We start from the raw sequence: 24,843 nt of genomic DNA, 5'->3' as shown, positions 1-24,843 counted from the left end.
GCCGACGTTCTTCCAGCTGAGCACGGGAGTATTTGGAAGGATGCCATTCGACCACACCTTCAGCTTACCAGCCCACACTTACGCCGTGATCAATAAGGGACATCCTGGACGGTATTTTCTACATTCTGCGTGGTGGCAACGCCTGGCGGTTGATGCCGCACGACCTACCACCTTGGCAGACCGTGTACGGGTATCACCGTAACTGGCGCATCAGCGGCTTCTGGGAGCGATTGCATACCCTCCTGCGCGAGCAGGTTCGGGCCCAAGTCGGTCGCGATCCGACGCCCAGTGCCGCGATTATTGACAGTCAATCGGTACGGACCACCGAGGCCGGTGGTCCTCGAGGGTATGACGGAGGCAAAAAGATCAACGGGCGCAAGCGGCATCTGCTGGTCGACACGCTGGGGCTGGTGATGGGTGTGGTGGTGCACGAAGCGGATCTTCAAGACCGCGCGGGCGCGGTCCGTCTGTTCGAGAAGGTCCGCAACGTGTTTCCTCGCATGCGGCACGTCTGGGCAGATGCTGGATACACAGGCAAATTAGTCCCAGCCGTCAAACAGATCATGGGCTGGACCCTGGAGGTCGTCAAACATCCCTGGGCAGGCAACGAGCGGACCTGGGCACGCAAGGATCGACCTCCGCCACCCAGCGAGATCCCGGAAGGCTTTGTCGTCCTGAAGCGACGTTGGGTGGTGGAGCGGACCTTTGCCTGGCTGGGCAAGTCAAGACGGATGAGTCGGGATTTCGAAGCCTTGCCAGAAACCTCCGAAAACCTCGTCTTCCAGGTCATGATCCGGCTGATGGTCCGTCGACTGGCAGCCGCGTGATGGCTCAACCCTACCCTTTCAAAACGCACTTAACAGAAAGACAAAGTTCACCTGGATGGCCAGCAGCCAGCCCAGGCGGGGCGAGACGGGCGCGAGCAGCGCGTAGGACCCGAAGGCGGCCAAGAACACCACATCAGAACTTCTTGGCGTAGGTGAAGTACGTCTTGAGGCTGCCCCGCACTTGGGCGGCCATCTGCGCGCCGCGATAGATCGTCCAGGTCCTTGCGCCCTGCTGCACGATGACAGTGTCGCTGCCCACCAGCGTCATGTTTCCGGTCATGTTCACGCCAGCCGCGGGCAGGGAGTACACCACGGCTCCAGCGGCGCGCAGGGGGGCCATATTCTTCAGCCCCTCCTGCGTGGTCAGCAGCGTGAGCTTCGTAACAGCGCGTGACCGCAGGTTGGTCAGCACGCCTTTCTGGAAGGTGGGATTGGGAAATGAACTGCCCAGCATGGTCACCTCACCGCGCATCAGACGCAAGACCTGAGCAGGATCAGAGATGACGGTCTTGCTGATCTGCCCAGTGGACTGGGCCTGCATCGTCCCGAGAAACAGGGTGGCCAGCGCCAGAGCGGCACGGGGGTTCATCGGATCACCTGCTCGTACTTGATGACAGGCTCCCCAGTCACACGCGGAATGCCGTACCCCTCAGGCACAGACTTCCAGTCGTAGCGGGTCTGCACGCCTGCATAGGGCAGCCCCGCCATGTACTCCGGGATTCGCATGGGCTGGGGAACTGGGGTAGCGTAGAAGACGTCCTGAAGGATGCCTGTGGCCTGATAGAGCAGTGGCCGCAGCGCCTTCCCAGTGACGCTCTCGGGCAGCAGCGCGGCCTTCATTTCGTTGTAGGCCATGAAGAAGGTCGCGTAGCCAATTCGTTCCTGGAAAGGCAGATTCGTGACGGGCAGGGTCCGCTTGTACTCCTCAAACAGCCACACGCCGGGCGGGGACGCCAAGACGTCTTTCCTGTTGGGAAGTGTGTGAAGGCTCAGGGTCGGGCTGCGGTAGACGCTCTGAAACAAGTAGGGGGTGCTGTTCAGCGCGTAGAGCCTCGTTTCGTTCTGCCCCTGATACTTCTGCCGGATCAAGGTGCCCAGATCCGTCACTGGCTTGGGGGTGACGCTCTGATTCATCACTGGCGCAACAACCGCTCCATCGCCAGGCACCAGCGAGTGCCAGGGTAAGGGGAAGAAATACTTGTTCTTCTGGTTGAAGAGGGCTTTCACCACATCGTCCTGATATTCCTTCAGATAGTCGGTGTGCGCCTTCTTGACAGCGTTGGCCACGCGCTTTCGCGCTTCTGCCATATTGAAATACAGAGGGGCAGGTGCGAGAGGGTTGGTGATATTGCTCCGGTCACCTTCAATGCACACTCCTGTTGGTGCACCAAAGAACAAGAAGCAAATCCCTGGAAGATACATCAATGGGATTTCGGGCAGGATATTGGAATTGAGCCCTGCACAATAATCATTCTTTTTGACCTGTGGCCAAGGAAAGTAAGAGTCCATCTGAATGGTGTCTGGTGAATTAAACGGGTAGTTTCCATTGATGTCCTTGTGATTGGCAACATCACTGGGCGAGACCGTCACTATGGTCCTGACTGCGTTGGTCTGCAGCCCAATGCTCAGGTCAAGCAGGCAGTTGGTGATGTAGAGCGCAGGATTGTTCAGCTCAACATTGGCCCGCCAGTAGTAGCGGTCCTCGAACCGCTGCCAGGCCTGACGGATCCCCGTGGCCGCCGTGAGACTGCCGGATTCCTGGCTGTAGGGCACCAGCCATTCATTCGCACCCGTCTTCTTAGTGTCGTTCACGGCCAGATAGGGCACCTTGCCTTTGGGCAGGATTTCCAGGCGAATATCCGGGAAGTGAAACAGGTACCGCGTGAGCGCCGAGTAGTCCGGGGCGGTCTCCCCCCCGGACTTCGCTGCGTTCCTTGCCGCCCCCTCGTTCACGGTCGGCGGCTGTGGCAGTTGCCCCGTGCTGGGAATTGCGCCTGACGGCATGGACGGGGAGACCACCCCGCCCAGCCCGGGCAGGGGAGGCAGTTCCAGGCAGGGGATCGACGGCAGGAAGGGGAGGTTGGGCAGGTTCGGGCAGATGCTGTCACCCGACGCGGCCTGCGCGCCGCCACTCAGCAGCAGGGCCGTAACACCAGCAGCCAGCAGCGGACGCATCAGTTCACCTGGACCGGTGTGTTCAGGGTGTACTGCCCGGCAGGGTAGATCCCCGTGACGGGCCAGGACACCAGCAGCGCTTTGGGCGCATTGGTGACCTTCACTGTTACCTCGACCGGCAGCAGTCGGCCGCGCGGTGTCTTCTGAATCACATAGCTCACCGCCTTCGTACCGTCATACAGGCGCAGGCTGTTGAGGTCAGCCCTCAAGGCCTGACCCGCCGGGGAAGTCAGACGCAGCGTCAGGGTGGCGTCCGCGCCCATCCGGGCCACCTTCACGTCCATCCGGGCCGAGGCGCGGGCGTCTCTAAGCGGCTGGGCAGGCAGGGCGGTCAGGGTGCTGGTGGTACTCGTGAAAGCTGCCTGGGGAGTCCGGGTGTCAGGGGCTGCACCCGTGCCCGCAGGCGGCGTGGGCGCTCTCACGGGCGGCGTCACACGTGCGGGCGCTGCTGGAGCAGCAGAGCTGGCAGGCGCAGCTTCAACTTCCTCTTCCCCACCACTGGGCTGTCCTCCCTCGAAGGTGTAGATGCGGGTCCCGGACGGCTGGTCTTTCACGATCAGGTGAACGGGCAACACCTCCTCGTCGTCCAGGATCAAGTTCAGGTCGGCCCCGCCCTTGGCGCTCATCGCGTCTAGGAAGATCATCCGGCGGTTCTCGGCAAGGGTGACACTGAACAGCTTCTGCTTGCTCAGCTCCAGGCTGACCCCCGTGATTTCCCGGCCGTTGATCTTGATGGTCACCTGGTACTTGGGCGATACGTAGATCACTGCGGGTTTCGTCTTGAGCACGGCGTCAATCGAAATCGTCTGGTAGTAGGGAACCTTTACGGTCTGAGCCTGCACAGACGTGACGCTGACAGCCAGGATCAAGAGGGCGGAAAAGATGCGAGCATGCTGGGAAAAGTTCATGCTCATAATTTAACTTCATGCCTGGGCGGGTTACGTGAGGAACGGGTGTTTAGACTTCCGCGCGGTCCACAACAAGCGAGCAGGCTGCCGGCCTTAGTCCTCTGGTTCAAGGAACTGCTGATTGACCCCCGTTGGTTGAGCGGCCCCCGGAGGCACGGGACGCGGACAGGCAAAGTCGGCGCTATCGTCATCTGCTAGAAGGTCCGGCGCATCATCCAGCGTCAGCCCCAACGTCGCCCCCAACTGAGCCACCGCGTCAAAGTTTGCGGGACCAACTGGTGCAGGCGCTTCGGCTTTCGGTTTCACTGGAGCCGCCATGCGCTGCGCCGCTGCCTTGTCCTTCACTGGAGGCGGTGGGATGCGCCGCGCCTTGTTGAAGTTCGGCATGACAAACGGCTCCATGCGGTACCCAGCGATGTACTCAAACTCGTTGCTGGCGATGATGCACCGGCCCACTTCCATCTTCAGGGCTTCATCTGCGGTGATCAGCTCGCGGGGTGTGAAGCCCACCGTATCGCTGCCACTCTCATCCCCTTTGCTGGTCCGCTGGTCCTCGATCATGTACTTTCCACCGTTGCTGCTGAGGTACTTCGCAGTCTCCTCGTCCTTCGGCGTGAAGTAGATCTTCGTGTGGGTGTTGGCCTTGATGGTATCTGCACCTTCCTCGGTGTAGCGCTTGGTCAGCTGCGCGAGGGCCTGCACATACACAAGGGCGATCATGCCGCGTCCGGCCACCGTAGAGATCAGCTCGTCCAGCATCGGCACCGTGATCCGGCCTGCCTCGTCGAGGATAAACATGATGGGCTCAAACTCATCGTTAGGGTGGGCGTCGTACTCTTTGATGATCGCTTCAATGATTGCCAGAATCACCGCACTGAAGCTGTGCACCGTGTACTTCAGATCACTCTCGCGGAACACCATGTACAGCGAGGTTGGCTTACGCAACAGGTCCGTGGCTTTGAAGTCACTGCCACTGGTCATCTCAATGATGCCCTGGGAGAGCAGGTACTTCATCTTCGAGATGAGGTTTACCCAACTGTTGTTCGCAAACTTGTCGTTGCTGAATCCATCCCAGGTGTACTCACTCGGCAAGCAGCTCAGGAAGAACACTAGGTTTTCATGCACGTAGGGATTCGTCGTCATCTCCTCCAACATGCAGAGCGACTTCTCCGCCCCCATCCGCAGGCATTCCCGCACAAAAGGCAGGACCGCGTCGTTCTTCTCCTTCGCCACCATCATCATCGCCACCAGCGCGAAGCTCGCGCGCCGGGCAAAGGCGCTGTTGCTGCCATCAGCATCAGGATTCAGGATTGCTTCAGCAGTCGCCTGCAACTGCTCAGGCGTGTCACGCTCGGCGAAAGGATCAAACTGATTGCTCTTGGCCCCGGTGGACGGGTTGAGAACGTATACTTCCTGCCCAAACTCCTGCGCCCGGAAACCGGCTGTGGCGTTGTAGAACTCCCCTTTGATGTCGATGGTCACAACACTGCCCCGCCAGTTGAGCAAGTTGGCGCTGGCGTGCAGGCCCTTCCCTGTGCGGCTCGGCCCCACCACCAGCACGTGCCCCACCTCTTTGCGGCCAGCCAACCCTTGCCGCAGGGCCAGCGGCTTGTTGTAGGCAAAGCCCAGCATGACCTCTGACCCACTCAGCTTGCGGAAATCCACTGTGGCGTCTTTGATCTCCTGCGGTGTCGCCCAGTGGGCGTTGTACATGGCCCGGAAACGCGCGTCTTTCCCGGCAAAAAACCAGGTGCCAAACAGACCCAATCCCGCGGCCACCACAGACCACAGTACATTCCCAGTGATGAGCCCGAACACGGCCACCAGGCCCGCCGCGTAGTACATGAGGACCCTCAGCAGGAACATCGGCAGACTGACAATCATTCACTTCCCCCTTGAAGGTATGTGGTCACGTTCCCACCCGTTTGGGCTCCAGCGTGCCTTTCGGCCTGGCGTTGCTTCGTTCAAACCAGTCGATCATTCGGGCGGACGCCACCCGCGCCTGACGGCGGTACCACCGCTCCGGTTTCCAGAACTGAGCGCTTCCAGCAAACAGAAGCCCCATCAGGAAGTTCGTGTGCAGGGCCATCAACGCCCATTTGTTCAGGCCAACGGCATTGGCGTAAGCCGCCTTGCACTTTGAATTGGGCAGGCAGTCGGTCAGGTAATCAATCAGATCCAGTTCCCGACCTGTCTTCGCCTGAGCCGCTTGCTTGACCTGACCCCACAGGTCAATCCACCGATCAAGAATGTTCATGTACCCGAAAATGAACGTCATCAGGATCAGCATGGTGCCAATCATCATGAGCAGTCGTGGTCTGAAATCGACGTGCATGTCACCACCTCACAGCTCCATACCAAAGGACTTTCCAGCTTCCTTGTCCTGCCTGGCTTGCCGGTCTTTTTTCCCATGGTCCGAGAAATTTTCAACCCCATCCGAATTGATGCTGGTCTTGAGGTCACGGGACGACTTCCATTGGGCAAACTCGTCCTCCTTCTGTGCCTTCCATTCGTGCTGCCCGAGATGGCGGTCATGATTCAGGCGCATCTGAATCTCTTTGGCCTGAGTGTCGCCGTACTCGCGGAGCTGCTGAAAGTCAGCGCGTTCAAGCACGGCATCCGTGAACACCAGGACATGCGCGTGTGGGTGATTGGTGTGCCCTTTCTCCCCGGCATGGGCCACCACCACGAAATCCTGATAGCCCAGCTTCTCCAGCGTGGCGGCCGCCCACGCCTCGGTACTGCGTTCCCCGAAGTTCCGGTCTGGGCTCATCACCATGCGGTAGGCGTACTTGTGCTCCTGGCTCTGCTCGCCGATCCGCTGCTGCACTTCGTGCGGCTCCAAGTGCCGGTCACCATCAAACCCACGGCGCACCTCGCCATCTTCTCCCGGGCGGAACATCATGTAGTTCGCCGCAGCGAACACCGCGCCCCGTCCGGCAGTTCCTCCGGCTTTGCCCACACGGATGTAGTTGGCTTTCACCACAACTCGCGCCTTGGGACCAGTGCTCCGCCGTCCAGCGCGCAGCTGCACCTTCTGCACGCGCATGGCCGCCTGGGCATTGGCCCGCGCTACTTTGCCACCCCCCAGGCCACGGGGCGCGTTCTCGTGGTTACTCAAGGTCGCTCACCTCATCGTCCTGAACACCTTTCTTCTTCAGGCGCGTGGTGGCCCGCCTATAGGCCTGATTCCTCAGTTCACTCAACTGCCCCTTCGTGTATCCGTTGTCCGCCGCGAACTTCACCAACCCGAGATGGGCGGCAACAGACGCTTCGACGGTACCCTGGATCAGCACGGTGCGCAGGCTCCACAGATGGCGGTCAAATAGATCCACCAACACCTTCTCAACCCTCGGCAACAGGAACGTGCTGGCCAGCTCTTCGTCCTGCTGCTCCAGCTGGTGGAGCAGCATCTCTTCGATCACAGCAGTCCTAGAGATGTCGTTTGCCTTGGCGATCTTGTCCAGCTGTGTCACAAGTGCCCCTTCCAGTCGTACCGTCACCGGCTGCCGGGAAGACACTCACCTCACCCCTTTGAGAGTGCAAGCGTGCAAAGGTGCAAGCACCCCTGCCAAGTCGAAAACGGAAGCCCGTACCCTTTGCTTATGCTGACGCTTAAGCACCGGCCGACAAGGTGTAAGACAGTTTTTCGACTGTCTTACAGCTAAACCCGCACCCAGACGCGAAAAAATAGAGCGTGTCATCGTACTCTTATCCTGCCCTAACGCCTCCCCCACTCTGGAGTGAGAGCCACCGTCAGCGCCCGTTGCCGGAGGAGGGGTGGATAGGGAGGGGTTCAGATACAGTCGATTCGGGTCAGTGTCAGATGAGTTAGGGATGCTGTTGCTGGAGCGTAGGCCAAGTGGGGTGTGAATGGCTGCCTTGCCCGTGCTGGGACAATGGCTGCCGTAAGCATGGGCTAGGGCCAAAGTGTTGGGGGTGGCTGGGCGCATGGGCGTTACTTCCTTGCCTTGCGCTTGCCTGTGCCGCCTGAGCGATTGCGGAACTTCGTGGCCAGGTCGTGCAGGCTGACCGTGCCGGCGCTGAGTTGGTCGCGGCTGGGGAAAGGGCTTCGGCTGGGAGTCGTGGTGAGCTGAAGCCCGAACCATTGCTTGAAGGCTTCGGTTGCTTCGACAGCAAAATCCCGCTGATCGCACTTGCGCTTCTCCAGGCCCGTCTTGCCGCGCCCCTGGTACGTCAGGGTGAACTGGTCGCGCAGTGGGCTCCCGTCGAACACCCCATCCCGGATGGCCGCTTTGAGGGCACTGATGAAGGTCAGGCGGCGTTCTTCTGGAACCTCCTTGATGAAGTCCGCCAGATAGGTGAACTCGGTGGCTGGAACAGTGGTGCTTTCGGCCTCTGCAAGTGCTGTGGTCATGGCTCTCCTTGGAAGGGGCTCCTGTGAACCCTGGGCGTTCATCCCGATCCCATCCCGGGCCGGGTAGAATCATTGTATGAAACTTTTCCGCATACTCAAGTCCACAGGTATTGTGTGTGTCGTAGTTCTTAGAGGATCAAACTGTTACGCCGTCCAAAGTGCGACACCAGCTGCAGCTGGTTGGGTCAACATGCAGGTCCGTGACCTAGTGGTGGACACACTGCTGCGGGGTCTGGGTGGCGAAGAGGTGGGGCCGCTGCCCAAGCGTTCTGCTGCGTGCTTGCTGATTGCCCCGATACAGGGTGAGCACGGCTCGTTGGTTGTGGCTCCCACGGCGCGGTTGATGACCGTGGCTTACGACGCTCAGGAAGACGTGCTCAAAGAGTTGACCGTGAAGTTCGGTGGGTCGGGACTGAAGATTAAAGACCAGCTGCTCCTGTTGACAGGAGAATTGACCTGGATGAATCAGCAAAAGGGGGGCGAGGGCCCGGTGCTCACCGTGAATTTCCAGCGCGGCCCGTTCAAGGGCTTCTTCACGGGTGCGCCTCGTGTGCCGGTCGTCGTGAAGATCGCGCAGGTGGGAAGTGAGTTGTGCGTGGCAGCACCTTAGGGAATCTGCTGCTGTTTGGCACTGGGTAGAGTGCGTTGGCCGGGACGCTTCAAAGAGGCGGTGGCCCAGGGTCAGTTCAGACCGCTGCTGGACAGTGCGCACCGTAGCCGTGCGGAGTCTCCCTGAACTTACACCGAGGAGCACGCTTGAAGGGACAGACCGGGAGGGGTTGGGAATTGATGACCGCGAAGTCCAGATACAGGACTTCGCACAACCACGCCTCCATCGTGGGAGCAATCGCTGCGGCTCTCCCTGGCTTGTTCTTCCGATCGGGAACGTCTTCAGTCCTGTGCTTGTGGGCTGGCGGAGGCGTGGTTGAGGGGAGAATGGGGGATGGGGGTTAACCTCTTCGTCCTATAACGTCTGTTCAACGCCACCCTGTCTGTCAAGAACGGATCCACCAAGGCGAGACCATAGCCACGCAAATCGCTCAGGTGTGTCGTCGAACACGGGGCCCTTGAGTTCACGACTTGTGGGAGCTGGTCCCGTGCCGAGCACTCCCCTCTCAGGTCAAGGGGGCCAAGCAGACCCGAGCGGCCCAGTCCCTGCAAGTTGCTCATGCAGCGCGGCGCGATGGTCTTGGAGGGCAGGATGCATCACCTCCGCGGCAGAGCCCCGCCATTGCCGACATGCAGACCGCGCAGGAAGAGGTCACACGCTTCGAGGCACTGACTTCATCGCCGCGTGACCACCCGCACCAAGGTGCAGCCCGCCCATCCCCTCATGGTCACCGTGTTCGAGGCCTGCTCTCTGACGGCCCAGGTGGACCGTTCCCTATGGCGGGCGAGGTGGCCGAGATCCGGGAGGGACAGGCGACAGCACGCGGCCTGTCGGTGGGGAGGGTGCTTCTTGTGACCGCCAAGCACCGCTGAGGTCTGTCGCCTCCAGCGGTGCTTGGGCTGAGCCTGCCCATCTCAACCCAAAGCAGGCAACATGCCTGTCGAACACAGCGGACGGCACTCACTCCCATCCGCCATGGGCCCGAGGGGGAGGTTGGTCATGATGCAGTTGCGGCCCGCGCTCTTGGCTTGATACAGCAACTTGTCCGCCGAGCGCAACACGTCTCGCTTCTCGCCATCCAGGCGCACCAGTCCACCAGAGACCGTGACCTGTTGTTCTCCGCCAAGTCCGGCCCGCGCCGCCACCAGGTCCTGGACGCGGCGACGCAGGCCTTGGGCGACCCGCATGACCGCCATCTCATCACAGGGCGAAAGCAGCACCGCAAACTCTTCGCCGCCCAGGCGGTAGACCCCATCGGTGGACCGCACCGTCTCCTGCAGGGTCCGCACCAGGGCTCGCAGCACGCTGTCCCCCCGCTCATGTCCGAACGTGTCGTTGATCTGCTTGAACTGGTCAAGGTCCAGCAGCAGGACGAAGGCGGGCTGCTCGGTCCGGCGGAAATCCTCGTCGAAGCGGCGACGGTTCAGAGCGCCGGTCAGGGGATCGACAAACACCAGCTGCTTGAGCTGCTCGGTCTGGGACAACGACTGCAGGCGGCTTTGCTTGACCAGGTGCGCTGCCACCAGGCCCAGCGCACTAAGGACCGTGAGCGTCAGGTAGATCGGAAGGGCCTGCACCACCGGTTTTCCAGCCAGGAAGAAGGCCAGAAAGATCGGCAGATGGGCGATCCCAAACAGGACCAGGGCGGTCCAGACCCGGTGGGCGACGGTGTCTTCCTGATAGCGGGGGATCCGGCGGGCCAGACCGGTGCCCGCGCCAGCCAGCACGGCCACCAGCAGCAGGTTTGCCACCCCAGGCCAGGCACCAGCACCGCCCAGCGAAAGGCGGTAGAGCGTCAAAGGCAGAGCGACGAGCAGTCCCGCGACCAGCCCGTAGCGGCGCGCCGCCAGAGCGATCACGACGCCTCGGAAATCAAACAGCAAACCCGGTGCGAGCCCAACGCTATGAGTCATCAGAAAAAGGCCGAGGAGAACGCTGCTGCTATACCGCAGCAGCAAGCGGACGGCGGACTCCCGGGTGTCCTGGCCCTGGGAGGTCAGGGTGATGAACGTGACGCCGGCAATCAGCATGGCCAGATTGACCAGTAACTCGTTCAGGATCCCTAAGGGGTTCATCCCGCCCAGTTCAGCGCACCGGGTGGGACACTTTCATGACAGCGCCCGGCATGGACAGCCCCCGCAGGTCAGCGTGCTGCGAGGGGTGACGCTTCACGCTGAGGGGATCCAGGCCGCTCTGGGCTCTTCCTCTGCAGCAGCCCCAGGTGGCGGCCTGCGTGGGCGCCGTCCGCTGGCAGTCAGGAGAAATGGCGGCTGCCTGGCGGTCACGCGCTGATGGAGCAAGACACCGACACGAACGGCGGGCAGCCCAGGCCGATCAACAGGCTGAACTGGAACCTCAGCTGCGGGCACCGGTCTTTAATGTGGCAAATCTTAGTGGACCATGAAATATTTGAGCTATCCTTCATCTGAGGCCGACCATCGATGGTGGACTTGGACGGCTCTCACATGGAGGTACAGATGCAGTTGGTGTATTCCCTGTTGGTCTCAGTCTCACAGCCACAAGATCCAGGCGCTCTTTCGTGAAGAGCAAATCAGGGTACAAGTTATGGGCCACGCGATCTCTCCAGGTGCGCCAAGCGCCTGATCTCAGCACAAAGGTAACCACATGCGGACAACCTTAAAGCCAGCACTTCGCTGGCTACTCCTCAGCGCTTCACTCGTGGCCTGCGGCACAACTCCCGGTACCGACCGTTCCAGCGGCATCGCTGTCATCCCGGAATTCGGCGCACAGACAGAGCAAAGCATTGGCTCCTCAAACCTTCACGCCCTCGCTGGTGCCTTCGTGACGGCCGGCGCGTTCGTCACCGCTGGTGCCTTCGTAACCGCCGGAGCTTTCGTCACCGCTGGTGCCTTCGTGACGGCTTCACCGAGTGACTGGAATGCTGCCCTCGATTCGTCGACCCTCTCCAGCGGCCCGAACAATACCTTCACGGCCAACACCCCTCTCTGGCAATCGATTGGTCTCTCCCAGGGCCAGCAGGGTGCACCCCAGCTCGGGCAGGGTGTGACAGTCGCCGTCATTGACTCAGGCATCGACCTGCAGCACGTTGCTTTTAACGGGCACCTCAGCTCCTCCAGTCAGGACTTTCTGGAGATGGACGGACTTCCACAGGAAGGGGGCCGTCCCGGCGATGTCGCGTTCGGGCACGGCACTGGCGTCGCGGAAATTATCTTGCAGGTCGCTCCCAACGCGGTGATCATGCCGCTCCGGGCACTCCAGCCTGACGGCACAGGCGACACCCAGGAAATCGCTGCCGCCGTCCGGTTTGCCGTACAGCACGGTGCCCAGATCATCAACGCATCGGTGGCCAGTGCACCAGACGCCGACCTTGAAGCCGCTCTGGCTGAAGCTGCCGCCGCTGGCGTCTACGTTGTCCTCTCTGCCGGGAACACGGGCAACAGCCCCGTCCTCTACCCTGCCCGGACCGCCCGCAGCGGCAACGCTGCGGCGTATGCCCTGTCGGTGGGGAGCTCAAATACGGACGGCGTACGGTCCAGCTTTTCCAGTTACGGCCCAGACCTCGAAGTCCTCGCTCCTGCGGAAGCTGTGGTCACCGCCTATCCGGGCAACCACTTCGCAACATGGCGTGGAACGTCCTTCGCGGCCCCCATGGTCAGCGGCGCACTGGCACTTGCCCTTGGCGAACATGGAAACACGAGTATCAATCTTGCTAGCCGGCTGACCGCCCATGCCACCAATGTGGACGCCGTCAACGCTCCATCACTTCAACCCGGAACATCAACGTTGGGCTACGGTCAACTCAACATCGCCGCATTTATGGCTTCATTGAAATAAGACTGGGAGCTGTAAACGTTCTGTGAGAACCAGAATGGGGGGCGCCCTGGAAGTGCGTCTGAAACCTGTCAGAGTGGGTAGGGTGCCCACCGGCGCACCAGCAACCCAGGCATGACGTCGGACACGAGATGCTCCGATATTTCCACCAAGGCTTCGTCATCCTCCTGGACTTTTCCAACCATGTGAAGGTGCGCTCCACCACCCGGCGGCGCTTGAGCACAACACAACGTTGAGGCACCTCCACGCGTCGTGGAGGTGCCTCTTTTGGATGAGCCGATCCCAGGAACCTGCTGGCAGCCCAGCGCGATCTCTTTTTGGTCACCTCATTGACCGCAAACGCCCAACGGTAAGGGGAGCTCATTTCTCCCCTCAAGGGGTCTTGCTAGCCTGCCGCGCGTGACTGCTCGCGATTCCAGCTTTACCCTCGCCTGTCTCCCTGCCCAGTCCCTGAGATTGCCAGAAGCTTTGGCCAGTCATGGGCGACAGCCGTGAGCTGGGCCGAGACGCTGGGCCGCCTCCGCCCAGAGACCGTGGATGTGGCGGCGGCCCGCTGGGGAGCGCGCCAGCCCACCCTGGTCAACGCCGGGTTTAACCACGTTTACCGCGCTGAGGACCACTCAGGCCCGCTCTATCTGCGCTTCACACATGGCAATCTGCGCGACACCGAATACCTGACGCCGCCCCTGACCTGGCTGCGCCACCTGCACGCCCAGGGCGCACCAGTCAATGAACCGCTCGCGTCGCTGGACGACCAGTGGATCGAGACCGTGCCGCAGAAGAATGATCTGTTTCTCGCCACGGCGGTTCGGGGGGTGGCGGGGCCACGCCTGAGTGACCTGCCACCCACACCAGCCCTCTATCGGGCCTTTGGGCACGCCATTGGTGCGCTGCACCAGGCGTCCCATGACTTCGTGCCTGCGCCGGACATGCCGCACATGCTGGATCCTGCGCTGCCCGGTGTGTTCCCGAGCTGGCGGCAATTCTGGCACCAGGCGCAGGAACAGGCGCGCAAGGAGCCGGTGATCAAGCGAACGTTTGAAGCCCTGAGCTCCTGGGTGGATGCCGTGGGGGGTCCCGCGCACGGCTGGCCGGACGAACTGCCACTGACCCGGCCTGGCCTGGGCCTCACCCATGGCGATCTGCGGCCCGGCAATGCCATCTGGACGGGTGAGCGGGTGGTGGTGATTGACTTTGACGAGCCGGTCTATGGTCCCCTGGCCAACGACCTGGCCCGCGCCGTGTTCGAGGTGCCCCGGCAGCAGCGCGCGGCACTGTGGACTGAGGTGCTGGCGGGTTACCGGGAAGTGGCGCAACTGGACGCGGGCTGGGGCCAGGAGCTGCCGCGTCTGCTGCGGGCGCGGGCCGCCTTGATGGCGGCCTGGAACATCTCGGAGAGCACGGACCTGACTCAACTGCGGCCCGTCAGTGGGACACTCGCGCCGGTCAGCTTGTGGCAGTTGCGCCAGAATCTGCTGAGCAGTGAATACGACGGCTAATTCAGACTGAGTTCGTCAGGGCAGTCTCGGAAGCCCGCTTGTCAGCTCGGGATATACCCCAAGCTGACGTTTCTGGGCGATAAGTTGTCGCTCGCTTCTCATCCGGGGACTGGCATGACACCTGCGCCAGGCGCTCAGGGCGTCCCCTGCCGCGGCCTGCGTTCTCGCCAGTGTTCACCAAAACAGGTCACGGAAACACGGGTGGGAGACCCGCGGCCACCTCACACATCCGGATCAACCGTGGGCGGCCGGTTTGAACCTCCAGAACCACCCCCTCCTCACCCGTGCCGCTGACCTGGCCCTGCGACACCGGTACGCCGGTCCCCACCGTCCAGGTCAGGGTGGACCACTCCCCTGGAGCGGAGGACGAGGTGGCATTTCCAGACAGGATGCTGAGCTGATCCATTGCTGGACCGGGCAACAGCACGGTCCGGGTGCGGCCATCCACCTGAACGCTGGGCCCACGCCTGCCCCCATCGGTCTGCCAGGTGATGGCCTGTCCCTTTTGGTCCATCCCCACCAGCCAGCGGTTTCCACGGGCAAATTCAAAGGTGGTGGCCACACTGGCCTTGCTGCTCCACAGCACCTTGCCGCTCAGGATCTCCACCAGGCGCAGGGTGCTGGTCGCGGTCGTGACCATCCACAGCCCATCGCTGCTCACGGTCTCCGCGCGTTCGCCAGGGTCCAGCACCTGCCGGGCCACCGCACGCCCCGTTTGCGCGTTCACGCTGGTCACCACACTCCGGGGCCTTGAGCTATTGTCCTGCGTCAGGACGGTCACCCGCTGGCCATCCTCGCTGAGGAACACGCTTCTGGGCGTGCCGGTCAGTGGCGCGCGGCTGAGCGGTACTTTGGCCGGTGGGGCAAAGACCTTCACGGCCAGGCCGCCCCGGTCCCAGCCCACGGCGGCGACACGCGACGCTTCTGGATTCCGGGTGGCCAGCTGGACGGCACCCTCGAACGCCCGCACATTCCAGCGGGGCTGTTCCTGGCCGTCGACGCACACAGCCAGGGTGCCGTACCAGTTGAATGCCAGCAGCGTCCCAGCCGCAGAGCGCTGGCCAAGAGCCAGCCATGCCCCGACAGGTTGGGGGACTTCGGCCACCGGACATGTGGCGATCAGCACTGCCCCGGCCACCGGGCGGACCATGCTCAGGACCGGCTTGCTCGCAGGGCCACGCAGGAAGGTGGCCCGCCCGAAGGTGCGGCTCAAGACCAGGGCGTCGGTCTCGCGCGCCCAGCGCTCGACCAGGGCTGGGGCCTCGTTGACGTTGGCCGGCACCAGGGTCAGGTCCAGCACGCCCACGCAGCGGGTCTGGTAACTCTTGGGAACGGCCTCCTGGTAGGCCCGCAGGTCGGCGGCGTGGATGCCGCGCACGGGGCGGAGTTCGTTCAGGTGGAGGCTCCCGGGCGGCGCGCGCAGCCCCAGCGACGGCAGGGTCTGCACGGCGGTGTAGCTGCCAGCAGCCAGTTTGAATTCCGCCGCGAGGGCCGGGACGGCGTCCTGTGCGCCAGCCGCACCCCACAGGACGCTACTCAACAACAGGCCGGGCACAGCGGGACGGAAGGTCAACATGCCCCATGGTGCGGGGGAGCCCTGGCCGGCCGTCTTGCAGGAATCTTTACGGTCCTCGCCGGTGGGGCGCGCTCCCTTGCGGGGTCCGGGCTCTCTTTCTGGAATCACACCCAGCCTGCTGTGGTCGCCCGCAGCTCCAGTCGACACCTGCGGCTGACATTGCGGTTGTTGGCTGCAACACTCCTGCCGCTTACCCGACAGATGGTGCGGTCTGGCCCCGCCTTGCGTGGCCACGCGCCGGGCGCCAGAACGATGACAGGCTGGGCGGTGCAGGACCGACTGATATGATCGTTTGAGCCCGCCGACTACGTCACCGCGCAGGCACTGGGGGGCGACGAGACCAGCGTCATCTTGGGCCTGGAGAGTGGCTGGCCCGCGCCCCTGACCGCAGGGGATTCGACTGGGGACGCCAGCGCCGGGGTCCCGTGAGGGCCAGCACCACCAACATGCGTTCAAGTCGGCCACGTCTTTAGCGTGAACAATGCCCCCTGGAGCAGCACTTTCACGCTGCTCCAGGGGGGCGCTTTTCAAATCACGGGCATAGTTCTGGACTGATCTGTCCAGGAGAATGACAGTGTAAACAAGGGTGCGTCTGGTCTTTGCTGCTTACCGCTGCAGTCCGGCCTGACCCATTTTGGTGTTCCGCAGGGAATGCTGGCCAAGCCAGACCCCCAAGCCAACGGCCAGCGCCTTGAGCAACAGAATGGACAGAATCTGTGCCAGATCAGGGCTGCCCGACGGCATGAGGTCGATCGGCTGGTCAGTGATCGCATCAGGAAGATTCATGGGCAAAGTCGTGGTCACCAGCCTGGCGACCGGCGTCTCCAGCACCATGGCAGCCACTGGAACAACCCAGATCAGCGCCGGACGAATGCCCAGACGAACGAGAGAGACGGCTGCAAGGCACGGGATCAGCAGCACCAGCAGACCCACCGGTAGAGGCGAACCCAGGAGCAGGGGGCGCAGCCCCTGAGGACCATAGCCAATGCTGAGCGCATTGAGCGCTATCACCAGCAAGCTGCTGATCAGGATGTACAGCAAGAGAGCCGCACCGAGGACGAGCATCACCCGGGGACCGCGCTGAAACCAGGCCGCTCGCCGCGCTTCTCTCGCCCAGACCGCGTCGTCCACACTCGCCGCCTCGGTCTCCATGCCCTTGTGCCAGTCTTCGGGTGTCATCGCAGCGCTCCCTGGAGTGAACGAATGTTCTGATCCTCGGTCTTTTCGCGGGCCAGCTTCAGCCCTTCGGGGGTCAACGTGTAAATGTGGCGGGGCGGTTTGCCAGGGTGCAGGGACTCCTCCCACTGGGCGTCGAGATAGCCCTGTTCGTGCAGACGCTGAAGGATCGGATAGAGGGTGCCACTTTTCAGCTCCGTCGCCTTGCTCAGGTCATAGCCGTAGCTGGGCTGTGGGTGGGCGCGGGCCAGCGTCGTCAGGACGGCGCGGGTGTGCGGACTGGAATTGGGGGAGCGGGCCATACAGCATTCTACATATGTAGAGTTAGGTGTCAAGCCGACCTCAATGATGTGCGGTCGTCTGTTGGAGCCGGCGCCATGACTCTGCAAGACGATTGGGTGTCTAAGGCCAGTCCCTCCGTCAGCCGGCGGCACATTCGTTCGTCACTGCGCTGCCAGTCCGCTAAGCTCCCCGCATTCTGCTGTGCCCCGGAGGTCCCCATGATGCAAACCCGTCTCGCTGCCCACGTTGTGCCGTTCGTTCTTCTCCCGGTCACCTCCATCCATCGCTGACACGAGTCCGGCGGATGGCCAGTGACCCGCCTTCCGAGGTCACCCCTTGAACACCTACTCCATCCACACGCCGACGCTGGACACCTTGACCGACATCTACGCCCTGGACCCTGACCGTGAGGAGGCCGGGCGGCGCCTCACCACGCTGCGGGCCCGGATCGCTGAAGGTCAGGCGGCGCCCGGGCAGTTCCTGATCCTGCGTTCCGAGCGGGGCGTGGAGGGCGTCGCCTCTCTGGCGTCCCCCCCGCAGGTACCAGTCTTTCCCCACTTCCGCCCGGATGTGGGCCTAGGCGGTATCACGGCGCTCGCGCGCGCCATTCGTGAGCACCCTGGACCTAAGCGCAAGTTGCTCTTGCACGACAGCCTCGCGCCGCTGGATGCCGAGGCTGTCCTCACGGCGGGCTAGGTGAGTCACGCCCCGGTCCATGTGACGTACGAGACGGACCTCCGCGCGCGTGCCTACCCCCTGGTGCCCGGTGCTGTGGAGGGCGGCCAGGAGCTTCGCCAGCGTCCTGAGATCGCCGCGCTGCTGGGTGCCCTGGGCCATTCGGACTGGGACTGCGCGGAAGGCTGGACCCTGGTGGCCCTGCCCGACACGGCCCGGCAGCCCGTCGCATTGGGCGCCTTCGGCCCCAGCAATCGTCCCGGCTGGGTCAACGTGAACATGCTCGGCGTGCACCCGGGGTCACGGGGGCAGGGATACGGCACCCGCCTGCATGCGCACCTGCTGGCCCGCGCAGCCGAGCGCTTCGTCATGCACGGCGGCGCCACCGAGGCCGAGAATCAACCGATGCGCCGCATCTTCGAGAAGCACGGCAGCCGCCACGACGCCACCCAGCTGTCCTTCCGGTCATCACCTCTGGACAGATTCCACCAGTCTGTACACGCCGCTCGCGCGGTGCGCAAGGCCAGGAAGCAACGAGGCTCTGGATGCCTTCAGACAGATGACATGCCCGGCTGAATAAGCCCAGCTGACACGCTGCTTTATGCCTTCAAAAGCCCGTACTGGACGTCGGGCTGATGCCATTTTCAAGTCCAATTGACCGCTGCGGAGGACGTGGCGCTGCCGTGCCCGGGGCGGCACGCGTCAGCTGCAGCGCCCCAATGTCAGGAAGGAACCGGCCCATCTGCGGTGGCCGCGGTGGGCCTGCCGCGCCAGCTCAGCGTGATGCCCACCTGTTCCAGCCACGCCTCCAGGCTGCCGCAGGCCAGGACACCATTCACCAGACGGTGCAGGCTGGTCAGCGCGTGGACAGCCTGCTCAGGGTTCAGCAGGCCCTCCTGGACCGCCGCGAGGTACTCGTCAGTGTCGAGGATGGCGGGCATGCCGCCTGCGCGCGCCGACAGGTCCAGGTACAGGTCGTGCGTGACCCAGCTGTCCTCGCCCGCGATGACGGATGCGATGTCCACGTAGTAGTCAGACTGGGCGCTCCAGTCTGTGCCGGTGAACCGGTTCACCAGCAGGCCCAGGTCCGGGAGGATGTGGCATTCCATGAACTGGATGTCGGGGTGACCCACGTACGCCCGCGCGAAATGCAGGCCAGAGGCCGTTTGCTCCGCCCACAGCAGGGGGTAGGAAACAGGGATTAAGCCCCCTCCATACTCGAGGGTATGCGTCATCTGGACCAGATCAATCGTCTCCACACGAATGGGATGCATGCCCCAGCCTGCCACGCGGGGCGCTTGCCCTGCGCCGTAAATGCGGCGCCCGTCGCCCGAACGGGGTGCTGTTGGATTTGCGGGGCGGCCCCGACACCGTCCCAGGCAACTGGCCGGCGATCGCGGGTCCAGGTTCTGGCAATTTAAGCGCGGTAGGCTGATCGTCCGTGACTGACCGTAAGCCTTACCGCCACCGGTTTCCGCTGAGCATCATCCAGTACGCTCTTTGGCTGTACCACCGCTTCTCCCTCAGTCAGCGTGATGTCCAAGAACTCCTCCAAGAGTGCGGTATAGCTATCAGTCACGAGACGCTCCGCCAGTGGAACATGGGGTTCGCCCCCCTCCTCACCGAAGAATTGCGACACCGGGAACCCCGGCGGGGTTCCCGGTGGTTCCTGGATGAGGTGTGTATCGAGATTGGTGGCAAAAAACTTTGGCTGTGGCGGGCGGTCGACGAATCTGGCGCGGTTCTTGACCTCCTTCTGCAAGATCGGCGAGACGCCCAGGCAGCAAAGACCTTTCTTGGAAAGCTTTTGGTCAACTATGACGTGCCAGACGTCATTCACACGGATAAGCTCTGGAGCTACGGGGCAGCCATTCGGGCTCTCCCGGTGCTCCACAGTGTCCAGCACCTCTAGGTCATTTCCGCTGTGCGCTGCAACAATCTCATTGAACAGTCCCACCGGCCCACCCGGAATCAGGAACGGAGTCAACTCGGCTTCAAGAACCTCCACAGGGCACAGGAATTTCTGGCCCTGCATGCCCGCGCTTCGAACCTCCACCAGCACACCCGCATCACCGTTGCCGCCCATCTCCGAAGATCAAACCAGAATTGTGCCCACCGGGCATGGCAACACGCGGTTGATGTGGCCGTCTAAACTTCAGACGGCCACTGACCCACTCGGCCCTTCGCCAATTAACTTGCCAGAACCTGTCAGATACAGGCTGGGTCAAGGCTATGCACTCCGCGGCGGTGGATTGTTGAGCATGACCATGACATTGAACGAGTTGAGCGTCTCAGGGCGCAGTCACCATCACGTAGCCAGCACTGGAGTCATTCATGGCAGAGTCGACTCCTGGGATCCGGACTTCCACGGCATACCGGCCAGGCGGCAGCACCAGGACCCGCCCATGATGGATGACTTGCCTAGCGGCCAGGACCTGCTCCCGCACCTTCACGGCACAGGATGACCGGTGGACCATGGCGTTCGGATACACCACTTCCCGTGATCCAGCCTTCAAAACTCGGACGTGAATGCTCAGGCAGCCTTGCCCGGGGCTGCTCTTCCAGGTCAGTCGCACGGGCACGCGCTGTGGATTGGTCAGGTGTGCCTCGACAAGGACCTCGCCTGCTTTCAGGCCCGGTCTCGTGGACAACTCCGTCTTCAAGGCGCCATCCCCCGCAGGAGTTCCCATAGCGAAGCACAGAATGGCCATCAACGGCAGGGACAGCAAGGGCAAGGAGAAAGACACGCACCAGCATTCCACAGGCGTGCCTGCTCAGTTGATTCATTTACGACAGGCCAGCCACGCGCTGCTGGTACAAGCAGGGACCTACCCCTGTCACACCACTCGAACGCTCCGCTGTGCCCTCACATTCCCCCCGTGTCCATTCCCGCCGTCGTCTATTACAGCGTCTCCACTCGGTAGCTCGTCTTTGCGCCGTCCAAGCAGACAGCACAGAGCATTGATCGTTCAGCGCGGTCTTCGGGCCGCTTTCTTTTGCTTTCAAGAAGGTCAGCCCACCAGCCCCATCCTCGTCCACCGGCCTTCGTGTCTTCCAAAATGCTCTCGCTGGGCAGTGCCGGAGCAACCGCCTGAGTTGTCCGGCAGAAGGCGTGCAAAAAGGAAGCCGGGCTTGCGCTAGAGTTCACAGCGGAATCCAGGACGCGCCCCATGAAGACCACCCATATTTCTGTCGACGAATCCGAGATGGGCGGCCACATCCTGCTGGGTGCTGTGGTGGTTGCAGACAAGCACCGGTACGCCGTTGAGCGGGCGCTGACCGCCCTGCGCCGGAGAATTCTCCGGGAGATGAACGCCATCGGCTATCCAATCCTGGATCCAGGATGTGCCTTTCAGGACCGGACCTCCCGTCAGCGGACGGAGCGGGCACGGCTGGCGGCGGGTGGCCTGCCTGAACTGCACGCGGCGGAACTATGGAGCGGCGATGAGGTGTTCTGGATGGAACGGGATGGCACGCCGCGCCTGCGCGACCGGCATCTGGGGTGGCTGAAGGCCACCCTGCAAGTCGTGGAGGCCTACGAGGTGACCTATCACCTGAATGCCCTGTCCCTCGAACGTCAGCAGGTCATGATCCAGCAGCCGGAGGCCGATCTGGCCATCACGCTGGAACCCTGGCTGACAAAGGACATCTCCCGGAAGAAGGTCGGGGCCTTGCAACGTGATCCCTTCGTTCGGACCCTCTTCGGCCTGATGCAGGGCCTGGAGCGCGCCGCACACCAGCAGGGCCAGCGGTACCACCTGACGGTGGACCGGGGCAAGAAAAATGAGATGTTCCGGTCCTTCGACACGTTCTCCACCCTCAAGCCGCACGGCAGCTGGCAGCGCATGGAGAGCATCCACTTCGAACATAGCCATGACGCCGTACTCGTGCAGCTGGCCGACGCCGTGACCTATGTGGAAGCGAAAGCCACCTGGCTGGCGCACGAGCATCTGGACCGCGCCCTGGCCGTCCGTTTGCGGCAGCAGTACCTACGCCGGGCGTACCGGCCCCTGCCCCCGGTGGAAGGCAACACCCGGCTCGACGGCTTCTTCGCTGCCCCCACCCGGGCCTACACAGAGCTGATGGCGATGCTCACGGAAATGGCGCTGCTGCACTGTGGGGGCACCGCCGCGTCCCTTCCGGAGCGCCGGGCCGGACTGGCGCAGATCATGGCCCGGTACCCAGAGGTGTTTCAGGGCGTCCTCCGCCCTTAAATGTCCAAGGCCTGCGTCGCACGCGACGCAGGCCCCAGTGCCCGCATGATACGCCATAGAGTCCCGCCCGGCAAGATCAGGGCGCCAGCGTCCACACTGGGCGCATCTCCGTCAGCGGCCGGTCGAGCAGCCCCGGCTGGGCCGCTTGGTCGAACACCTGGCGATAGTCCCCGGGGGGCATGACCAGGCGCAGTCGCGTGGCGTAGGCGCTCAGCGACTGCGCCTGGTCATGCCGGACGTTGTGATCCCGGCTATCCGGATTCAGGTCCAGTGAGTCAAGCCACCGTCCTGTCTGTGGTACGGCACCACCCGTTCTCCAGCTTGCCAGGACCAGTTCAGGCCATGCAGCGCTTTGACCGCCTGAGCTGTCCGGCAGAGCACGTGCAAAAAGGAAGGTTTCGGCTAAAAGACCTGCCCTGCTTTCGAGCTGTCCGTCCGGTCACCCGCTCAGTGGGAAGGGTCAGAGTGAGCGCAATGGGAATAAAACGTAGGTACCGTTGACCATGCGCGGTACCTAAGCGACGTACTCCACGTTTGGGAGCGTTGTGTGCTCCAAGATATCGCGTAGTGGGGAATAGCAAGCGCATTAGGGTGCTGAGCTTGAAAAGGTGGGAGTACTGCCCTGTATACCTATACGACTACTCTGCCAAGTTGGTTACTTCGCCTTCCTCCTTGATTTGTGGCGGCATCAGGTGCACGCTATGAAGCAGCCTCAGTGTGTAGTTTTTCACGTCTCATCTGGCCTTTGCGCCGGGCACTGACAGGGCAAGGAGACGAAGATGCACTCAAGAAGTCTGGTCTTCAAAGTGACGTCCATCTGGCTGGTTGTTGCAGGCCTCGCCCTACTGTTCCCTACCTTAGGCAATCAGGTGTTCGATCTGAAACTCACCAACTGGGGCATCGCGTCCGAGTACGGCGGAGTGTTGGTAGGCATTGGCGCGCTGTACTGGTATTTCTCGATGGACGCCGAGCGGTATGCACCGACGATGGCGTTGATTGCTGTGGGGCTGATGCTCAACGTGATCGTCAACCTGTACTGGTGGTCGGTGGGGCATTACACGGTGCAGAGTGCCGGTTTTAATGTGGTGATCAACACGCTTTTGGCCGGCTGGCTATGGACGGTCAAGCCCCGATCACGGACAAAGGTAGGAGAATCGACGTTCAGTTGAAGGCTCTCTTTAGATGCAAGGTTCTGGCAACTTAATTTCAGTAAGGCTGGAGTAGCCCAGCAGGCAGCTTGAGAATCAAGCTGCCTGCTGCATCGCCTCTCGCCAGAGGAGCAGTGCCGCAGGTTGGTTCCTTCGTCTGAGGGAGCGGGAGCGGTGGTGGGGGTATGGCGATAAAGGTTCGAGACTCGGGCGTGCAGATCGAGGCATTCCTGCGTTCGCCGCCGTCCTTAGAAGCCGAGCTGGCTGCGTTCCTGTTGCCATGTCGGTGAATTTGCGTGTATTGATCCCACCCAAGGTCTCCAGCTTGCTGGGATTCGCGGGGGCGCACGGCCTCGCTCGCTCTGTAGCGGGCGCTGCCGGCTACTGGCTCGGCGCACCTGGGGCATGGGGACGCGGCCATCGTTCTCATCCAGTACGCTCAGCTCGTGCACATCACATTTCTCAGGCATGGCCGTTCTCTCGCCGACGACCAGGACGTTCACGAAGGCCGCTACGATAGTCCGCTGACTGACACTGGACGCTCTCAGGCGCAGCATCTCGCCACCTACTGGCACGCCCATCCCCCTGGGTTCGATCAGCTCGTGTGCAGCCCGCTCGCCCGTGCGTACGAGACTGCCCGCGTGATCGGCGCCGCCCTGAGCCTGGTGCCGCACGTCGACCCGGACTGGATGGAATTCGACAATGGCCCCCTGGCTGGCCTCGCCCGCGACGAGGCCTTGGCCCGGTATCCCATTCCCGCGGCGCGAGGGCGCTTTGAACCACTCACAGCCGACGGCGGGGAGTCTGAGGCCGCCTTTCACCGACGAGCGGACGCCGCCCTCGAACGTTTGGTGACCGGCCCGGATGGGCATGTGCTGGTGGTGGCGCATGGCGGCATTCTGAATGCGGCGCTGCACGTACTGACTCGCAGTGACCAGGTATGGTTCGCGTTTGGCGACACGGGCTTCACAACGATCAAGTTCAATCGGTCACAGGCCCGGGTGCAGGTGCTGGGGGTGAATCAGCAGCCGCACCTGAACATGGGGTGAGAACGTCCCGCCTCCGGGGTGGCGGGAGTCGCAGGTCGGCAGCGCAAGAGCAGTTGGAGAGGCGCACTCAATGACCCCGAAGAGGGATTGACCGGTACTTGCAAGGCGTCGGACGGCTCCCTCGCCCGTGGGCAAGAATGCAGCACGGTGAATGACCTTCAGTCACTAAAATCACGAGATGCGTGTCTCTTTTCCTCCCCTGGGTGTCCTTCCGCTACTGTTGACCGCATGTGTCGGTATGCGTTCTATGGCGCCAACAGACGCTTTTTGCGACGTGCAAGGGGGTGTCGGTGCCACCTACAACAGCACAGCCGTCTCAGTGGATGCTGGGCACGTTCAGGTCAACACAAGATTCCAGTTGAGCGCCAGTCCTGACCGGTCAGTGGACATGGACTTCATCTACCTGGTGAATGGAAAATGGGATTGAGCCAGTTTTGAGTCGGTGGAGTTAAGCCTCACCATAGGAGGCAACCCCATGACGACCAGAAACACCTACACCGCCGAATTCAAACG

At 62.4% G+C, this 24,843-nt stretch carries 23 protein-coding genes and 1 pseudogene; 10 read left to right on the top strand and 14 right to left on the bottom strand.

What is annotated here, in order from left to right; genetic code table 11:
- Nucleotides 1–92 precede the first annotated feature (92 nt).
- Nucleotides 93–827 (top strand): IS5 family transposase, encoded by a 735-nt coding sequence (locus HNQ08_RS25860; RefSeq protein ID WP_342355723.1) that lies wholly within the window; start codon nucleotides 93–95, stop codon nucleotides 825–827.
- 133 nt (nucleotides 828–960) lie between these two features.
- Here the strand turns inward: HNQ08_RS25860 and HNQ08_RS25855 are convergent, their stop codons facing one another.
- The 8 genes from HNQ08_RS25855 to HNQ08_RS25820 form a co-directional block, all read right to left on the bottom strand.
- Entirely contained in the window at nucleotides 961–1,416 is a 456-nt protein-coding gene (locus HNQ08_RS25855; protein WP_184138117.1) for a hypothetical protein, read from the bottom strand.
- On the bottom strand, nucleotides 1,413–3,002 hold the full coding sequence (locus HNQ08_RS25850) for a hypothetical protein (RefSeq protein WP_184138115.1): 1,590 nt from the start codon (nucleotides 3,000–3,002) through the stop codon (nucleotides 1,413–1,415). The genes HNQ08_RS25855 and HNQ08_RS25850 overlap by 4 nt, the downstream gene beginning before the upstream one ends.
- Nucleotides 3,002–3,910 carry a hypothetical protein gene (locus HNQ08_RS25845; RefSeq protein ID WP_184138114.1) on the bottom strand — a complete coding sequence of 303 codons (909 nt, stop codon included), beginning with the start codon at nucleotides 3,908–3,910 and terminating at the stop codon, nucleotides 3,002–3,004. The genes HNQ08_RS25850 and HNQ08_RS25845 overlap by 1 nt, the downstream gene beginning before the upstream one ends.
- A gap of 93 nt (nucleotides 3,911–4,003) precedes the next feature.
- On the bottom strand, nucleotides 4,004–5,794 hold the full coding sequence (locus HNQ08_RS25840) for a type IV secretory system conjugative DNA transfer family protein (RefSeq protein ID WP_184138113.1): 1,791 nt from the start codon (nucleotides 5,792–5,794) through the stop codon (nucleotides 4,004–4,006).
- Between the two features lie 25 nt (nucleotides 5,795–5,819).
- A complete protein-coding gene (locus tag HNQ08_RS25835) occupies nucleotides 5,820–6,245 on the bottom strand; it encodes a hypothetical protein (protein ID WP_184138112.1) in 426 nt (141 codons plus the stop codon).
- Between the two features lie 9 nt (nucleotides 6,246–6,254).
- The gene (locus HNQ08_RS25830; protein ID WP_184138111.1) at nucleotides 6,255–7,031 is read right to left on the bottom strand and encodes an uS5 family ribosomal protein; all 777 of its coding nucleotides are present in this window, start codon (nucleotides 7,029–7,031) and stop codon (nucleotides 6,255–6,257) included.
- Complete coding sequence (locus HNQ08_RS25825) at nucleotides 7,024–7,413, bottom strand: ribbon-helix-helix domain-containing protein (protein ID WP_268240039.1); 390 nt, start codon at nucleotides 7,411–7,413, stop codon at nucleotides 7,024–7,026. The genes HNQ08_RS25830 and HNQ08_RS25825 overlap by 8 nt, the downstream gene beginning before the upstream one ends.
- Nucleotides 7,414–7,868: 455 nt before the next feature.
- Nucleotides 7,869–8,288 carry a hypothetical protein gene (locus tag HNQ08_RS25820; protein ID WP_184138109.1) on the bottom strand — a complete coding sequence of 140 codons (420 nt, stop codon included), beginning with the start codon at nucleotides 8,286–8,288 and terminating at the stop codon, nucleotides 7,869–7,871.
- A 76-nt stretch (nucleotides 8,289–8,364) separates the two neighbouring features.
- Here HNQ08_RS25820 and HNQ08_RS25815 point away from each other — a divergent pair, with 76 nt between their 5' ends.
- A complete protein-coding gene (locus HNQ08_RS25815) occupies nucleotides 8,365–8,898 on the top strand; it encodes a hypothetical protein (RefSeq protein WP_184138107.1) in 534 nt (177 codons plus the stop codon).
- Nucleotides 8,899–9,812: 914 nt separating this feature from the next.
- Here the strand turns inward: HNQ08_RS25815 and HNQ08_RS25810 are convergent.
- Complete coding sequence (locus HNQ08_RS25810) at nucleotides 9,813–10,973, bottom strand: GGDEF domain-containing protein (protein ID WP_184138105.1); 1,161 nt, start codon at nucleotides 10,971–10,973, stop codon at nucleotides 9,813–9,815.
- 727 nt (nucleotides 10,974–11,700) lie between these two features.
- On the opposite strand from HNQ08_RS25810, the gene HNQ08_RS25805 reads away from it, so the two are divergent.
- Together HNQ08_RS25805 and HNQ08_RS25800 are read left to right on the top strand one after the other, a co-directional pair.
- Complete coding sequence (locus HNQ08_RS25805; protein ID WP_184138103.1) at nucleotides 11,701–12,714, top strand: S8 family serine peptidase; 1,014 nt, start codon at nucleotides 11,701–11,703, stop codon at nucleotides 12,712–12,714.
- 488 nt (nucleotides 12,715–13,202) lie between these two features.
- Complete coding sequence (locus HNQ08_RS25800) at nucleotides 13,203–14,210, top strand: phosphotransferase enzyme family protein (protein ID WP_184138101.1); 1,008 nt, start codon at nucleotides 13,203–13,205, stop codon at nucleotides 14,208–14,210.
- Nucleotides 14,211–14,397: 187 nt separating this feature from the next.
- Here HNQ08_RS25800 and HNQ08_RS25795 read toward each other — a convergent pair whose 3' ends face one another.
- The 3 genes from HNQ08_RS25795 to HNQ08_RS25785 all read right to left on the bottom strand — a co-directional run bounded on the left by HNQ08_RS25795 (nucleotide 14,398) and on the right by HNQ08_RS25785 (nucleotide 17,264).
- A complete protein-coding gene (locus HNQ08_RS25795; protein ID WP_184138100.1) occupies nucleotides 14,398–15,786 on the bottom strand; it encodes a hypothetical protein in 1,389 nt (462 codons plus the stop codon).
- Between the two features lie 606 nt (nucleotides 15,787–16,392).
- Entirely contained in the window at nucleotides 16,393–16,917 is a 525-nt protein-coding gene (locus HNQ08_RS25790; RefSeq protein WP_184138099.1) for a hypothetical protein, read from the bottom strand.
- Nucleotides 16,918–16,961: 44 nt separating this feature from the next.
- Nucleotides 16,962–17,264: a PadR family transcriptional regulator gene (locus HNQ08_RS25785; protein WP_184138098.1), complete on the bottom strand. Its 303-nt coding sequence runs from the start codon at nucleotides 17,262–17,264 to the stop codon at nucleotides 16,962–16,964.
- A gap of 316 nt (nucleotides 17,265–17,580) precedes the next feature.
- Here HNQ08_RS25785 and HNQ08_RS27750 point away from each other — a divergent pair, with 316 nt between their 5' ends.
- Nucleotides 17,581–17,940, top strand: a complete 360-nt coding sequence (locus tag HNQ08_RS27750; RefSeq protein WP_229790287.1) for a hypothetical protein — start codon at nucleotides 17,581–17,583, stop codon at nucleotides 17,938–17,940.
- Complete coding sequence (locus tag HNQ08_RS28170; RefSeq protein ID WP_229790288.1) at nucleotides 17,941–18,495, top strand: GNAT family N-acetyltransferase; 555 nt, start codon at nucleotides 17,941–17,943, stop codon at nucleotides 18,493–18,495.
- 146 nt (nucleotides 18,496–18,641) lie between these two features.
- On the opposite strand, the gene HNQ08_RS25775 is transcribed toward HNQ08_RS28170, so the two are convergent.
- Nucleotides 18,642–19,193 (bottom strand): DUF402 domain-containing protein, encoded by a 552-nt coding sequence (locus HNQ08_RS25775; RefSeq protein WP_184138097.1) that lies wholly within the window; start codon nucleotides 19,191–19,193, stop codon nucleotides 18,642–18,644.
- Nucleotides 19,194–19,360: 167 nt separating this feature from the next.
- On the opposite strand from HNQ08_RS25775, the pseudogene HNQ08_RS25770 reads away from it, so the two are divergent.
- Nucleotides 19,361–20,071 (top strand): annotated as a pseudogene (locus HNQ08_RS25770) (IS6 family transposase).
- A 139-nt stretch (nucleotides 20,072–20,210) separates the two neighbouring features.
- Here the strand turns inward: HNQ08_RS25770 and HNQ08_RS25765 are convergent.
- A complete protein-coding gene (locus HNQ08_RS25765) occupies nucleotides 20,211–20,570 on the bottom strand; it encodes a hypothetical protein (protein WP_184138096.1) in 360 nt (119 codons plus the stop codon).
- 519 nt (nucleotides 20,571–21,089) lie between these two features.
- Here HNQ08_RS25765 and HNQ08_RS25760 point away from each other — a divergent pair.
- From HNQ08_RS25760 to HNQ08_RS25750, 3 genes are all read left to right on the top strand, one after another.
- On the top strand, nucleotides 21,090–22,133 hold the full coding sequence (locus tag HNQ08_RS25760; protein ID WP_184138095.1) for a DUF3800 domain-containing protein: 1,044 nt from the start codon (nucleotides 21,090–21,092) through the stop codon (nucleotides 22,131–22,133).
- A gap of 779 nt (nucleotides 22,134–22,912) precedes the next feature.
- On the top strand, nucleotides 22,913–23,302 hold the full coding sequence (locus HNQ08_RS25755; RefSeq protein ID WP_184138094.1) for a hypothetical protein: 390 nt from the start codon (nucleotides 22,913–22,915) through the stop codon (nucleotides 23,300–23,302).
- A 425-nt stretch (nucleotides 23,303–23,727) separates the two neighbouring features.
- Nucleotides 23,728–24,330 carry a histidine phosphatase family protein gene (locus HNQ08_RS25750; protein ID WP_184138093.1) on the top strand — a complete coding sequence of 201 codons (603 nt, stop codon included), beginning with the start codon at nucleotides 23,728–23,730 and terminating at the stop codon, nucleotides 24,328–24,330.
- The last annotated feature ends 513 nt before the right edge of the window (nucleotides 24,331–24,843 follow it).

The organism is Deinococcus humi, assembly GCF_014201875.1.
GTDB lineage: Bacteria > Deinococcota > Deinococci > Deinococcales > Deinococcaceae > Deinococcus > Deinococcus humi.
This window is presented reverse-complemented; position numbering and strand designations above follow the sequence as displayed.

Excerpts from the sequence above, each read along its gene's own strand:
- HNQ08_RS25835 (WP_184138112.1), bottom strand. The coding sequence starts at position 6,245 with ATGCACGTCGATTTCAGACCACGACTGCTCATGATGATTGGCACCATG.
- HNQ08_RS25775 (WP_184138097.1), bottom strand. The coding sequence starts at position 19,193 with ATGCATCCCATTCGTGTGGAGACGATTGATCTGGTCCAGATGACGCAT.
- HNQ08_RS25840 (WP_184138113.1), bottom strand. The coding sequence starts at position 5,794 with ATGATTGTCAGTCTGCCGATGTTCCTGCTGAGGGTCCTCATGTACTAC.
- HNQ08_RS25785 (WP_184138098.1), bottom strand. The coding sequence starts at position 17,264 with ATGGCCCGCTCCCCCAATTCCAGTCCGCACACCCGCGCCGTCCTGACG.
- HNQ08_RS25845 (WP_184138114.1), bottom strand. The coding sequence starts at position 3,910 with ATGAACTTTTCCCAGCATGCTCGCATCTTTTCCGCCCTCTTGATCCTG.
- HNQ08_RS25810 (WP_184138105.1), bottom strand. The coding sequence starts at position 10,973 with ATGAACCCCTTAGGGATCCTGAACGAGTTACTGGTCAATCTGGCCATG.
- HNQ08_RS25795 (WP_184138100.1), bottom strand. The coding sequence starts at position 15,786 with ATGTTGACCTTCCGTCCCGCTGTGCCCGGCCTGTTGTTGAGTAGCGTC.
- HNQ08_RS25760 (WP_184138095.1), top strand. The coding sequence starts at position 21,090 with ATGAAGACCACCCATATTTCTGTCGACGAATCCGAGATGGGCGGCCAC.
- HNQ08_RS25850 (WP_184138115.1), bottom strand. The coding sequence starts at position 3,002 with ATGCGTCCGCTGCTGGCTGCTGGTGTTACGGCCCTGCTGCTGAGTGGC.
- HNQ08_RS25815 (WP_184138107.1), top strand. The coding sequence starts at position 8,365 with ATGAAACTTTTCCGCATACTCAAGTCCACAGGTATTGTGTGTGTCGTA.
- HNQ08_RS25820 (WP_184138109.1), bottom strand. The coding sequence starts at position 8,288 with ATGACCACAGCACTTGCAGAGGCCGAAAGCACCACTGTTCCAGCCACC.
- HNQ08_RS25755 (WP_184138094.1), top strand. The coding sequence starts at position 22,913 with ATGCACTCAAGAAGTCTGGTCTTCAAAGTGACGTCCATCTGGCTGGTT.
- HNQ08_RS25855 (WP_184138117.1), bottom strand. The coding sequence starts at position 1,416 with ATGAACCCCCGTGCCGCTCTGGCGCTGGCCACCCTGTTTCTCGGGACG.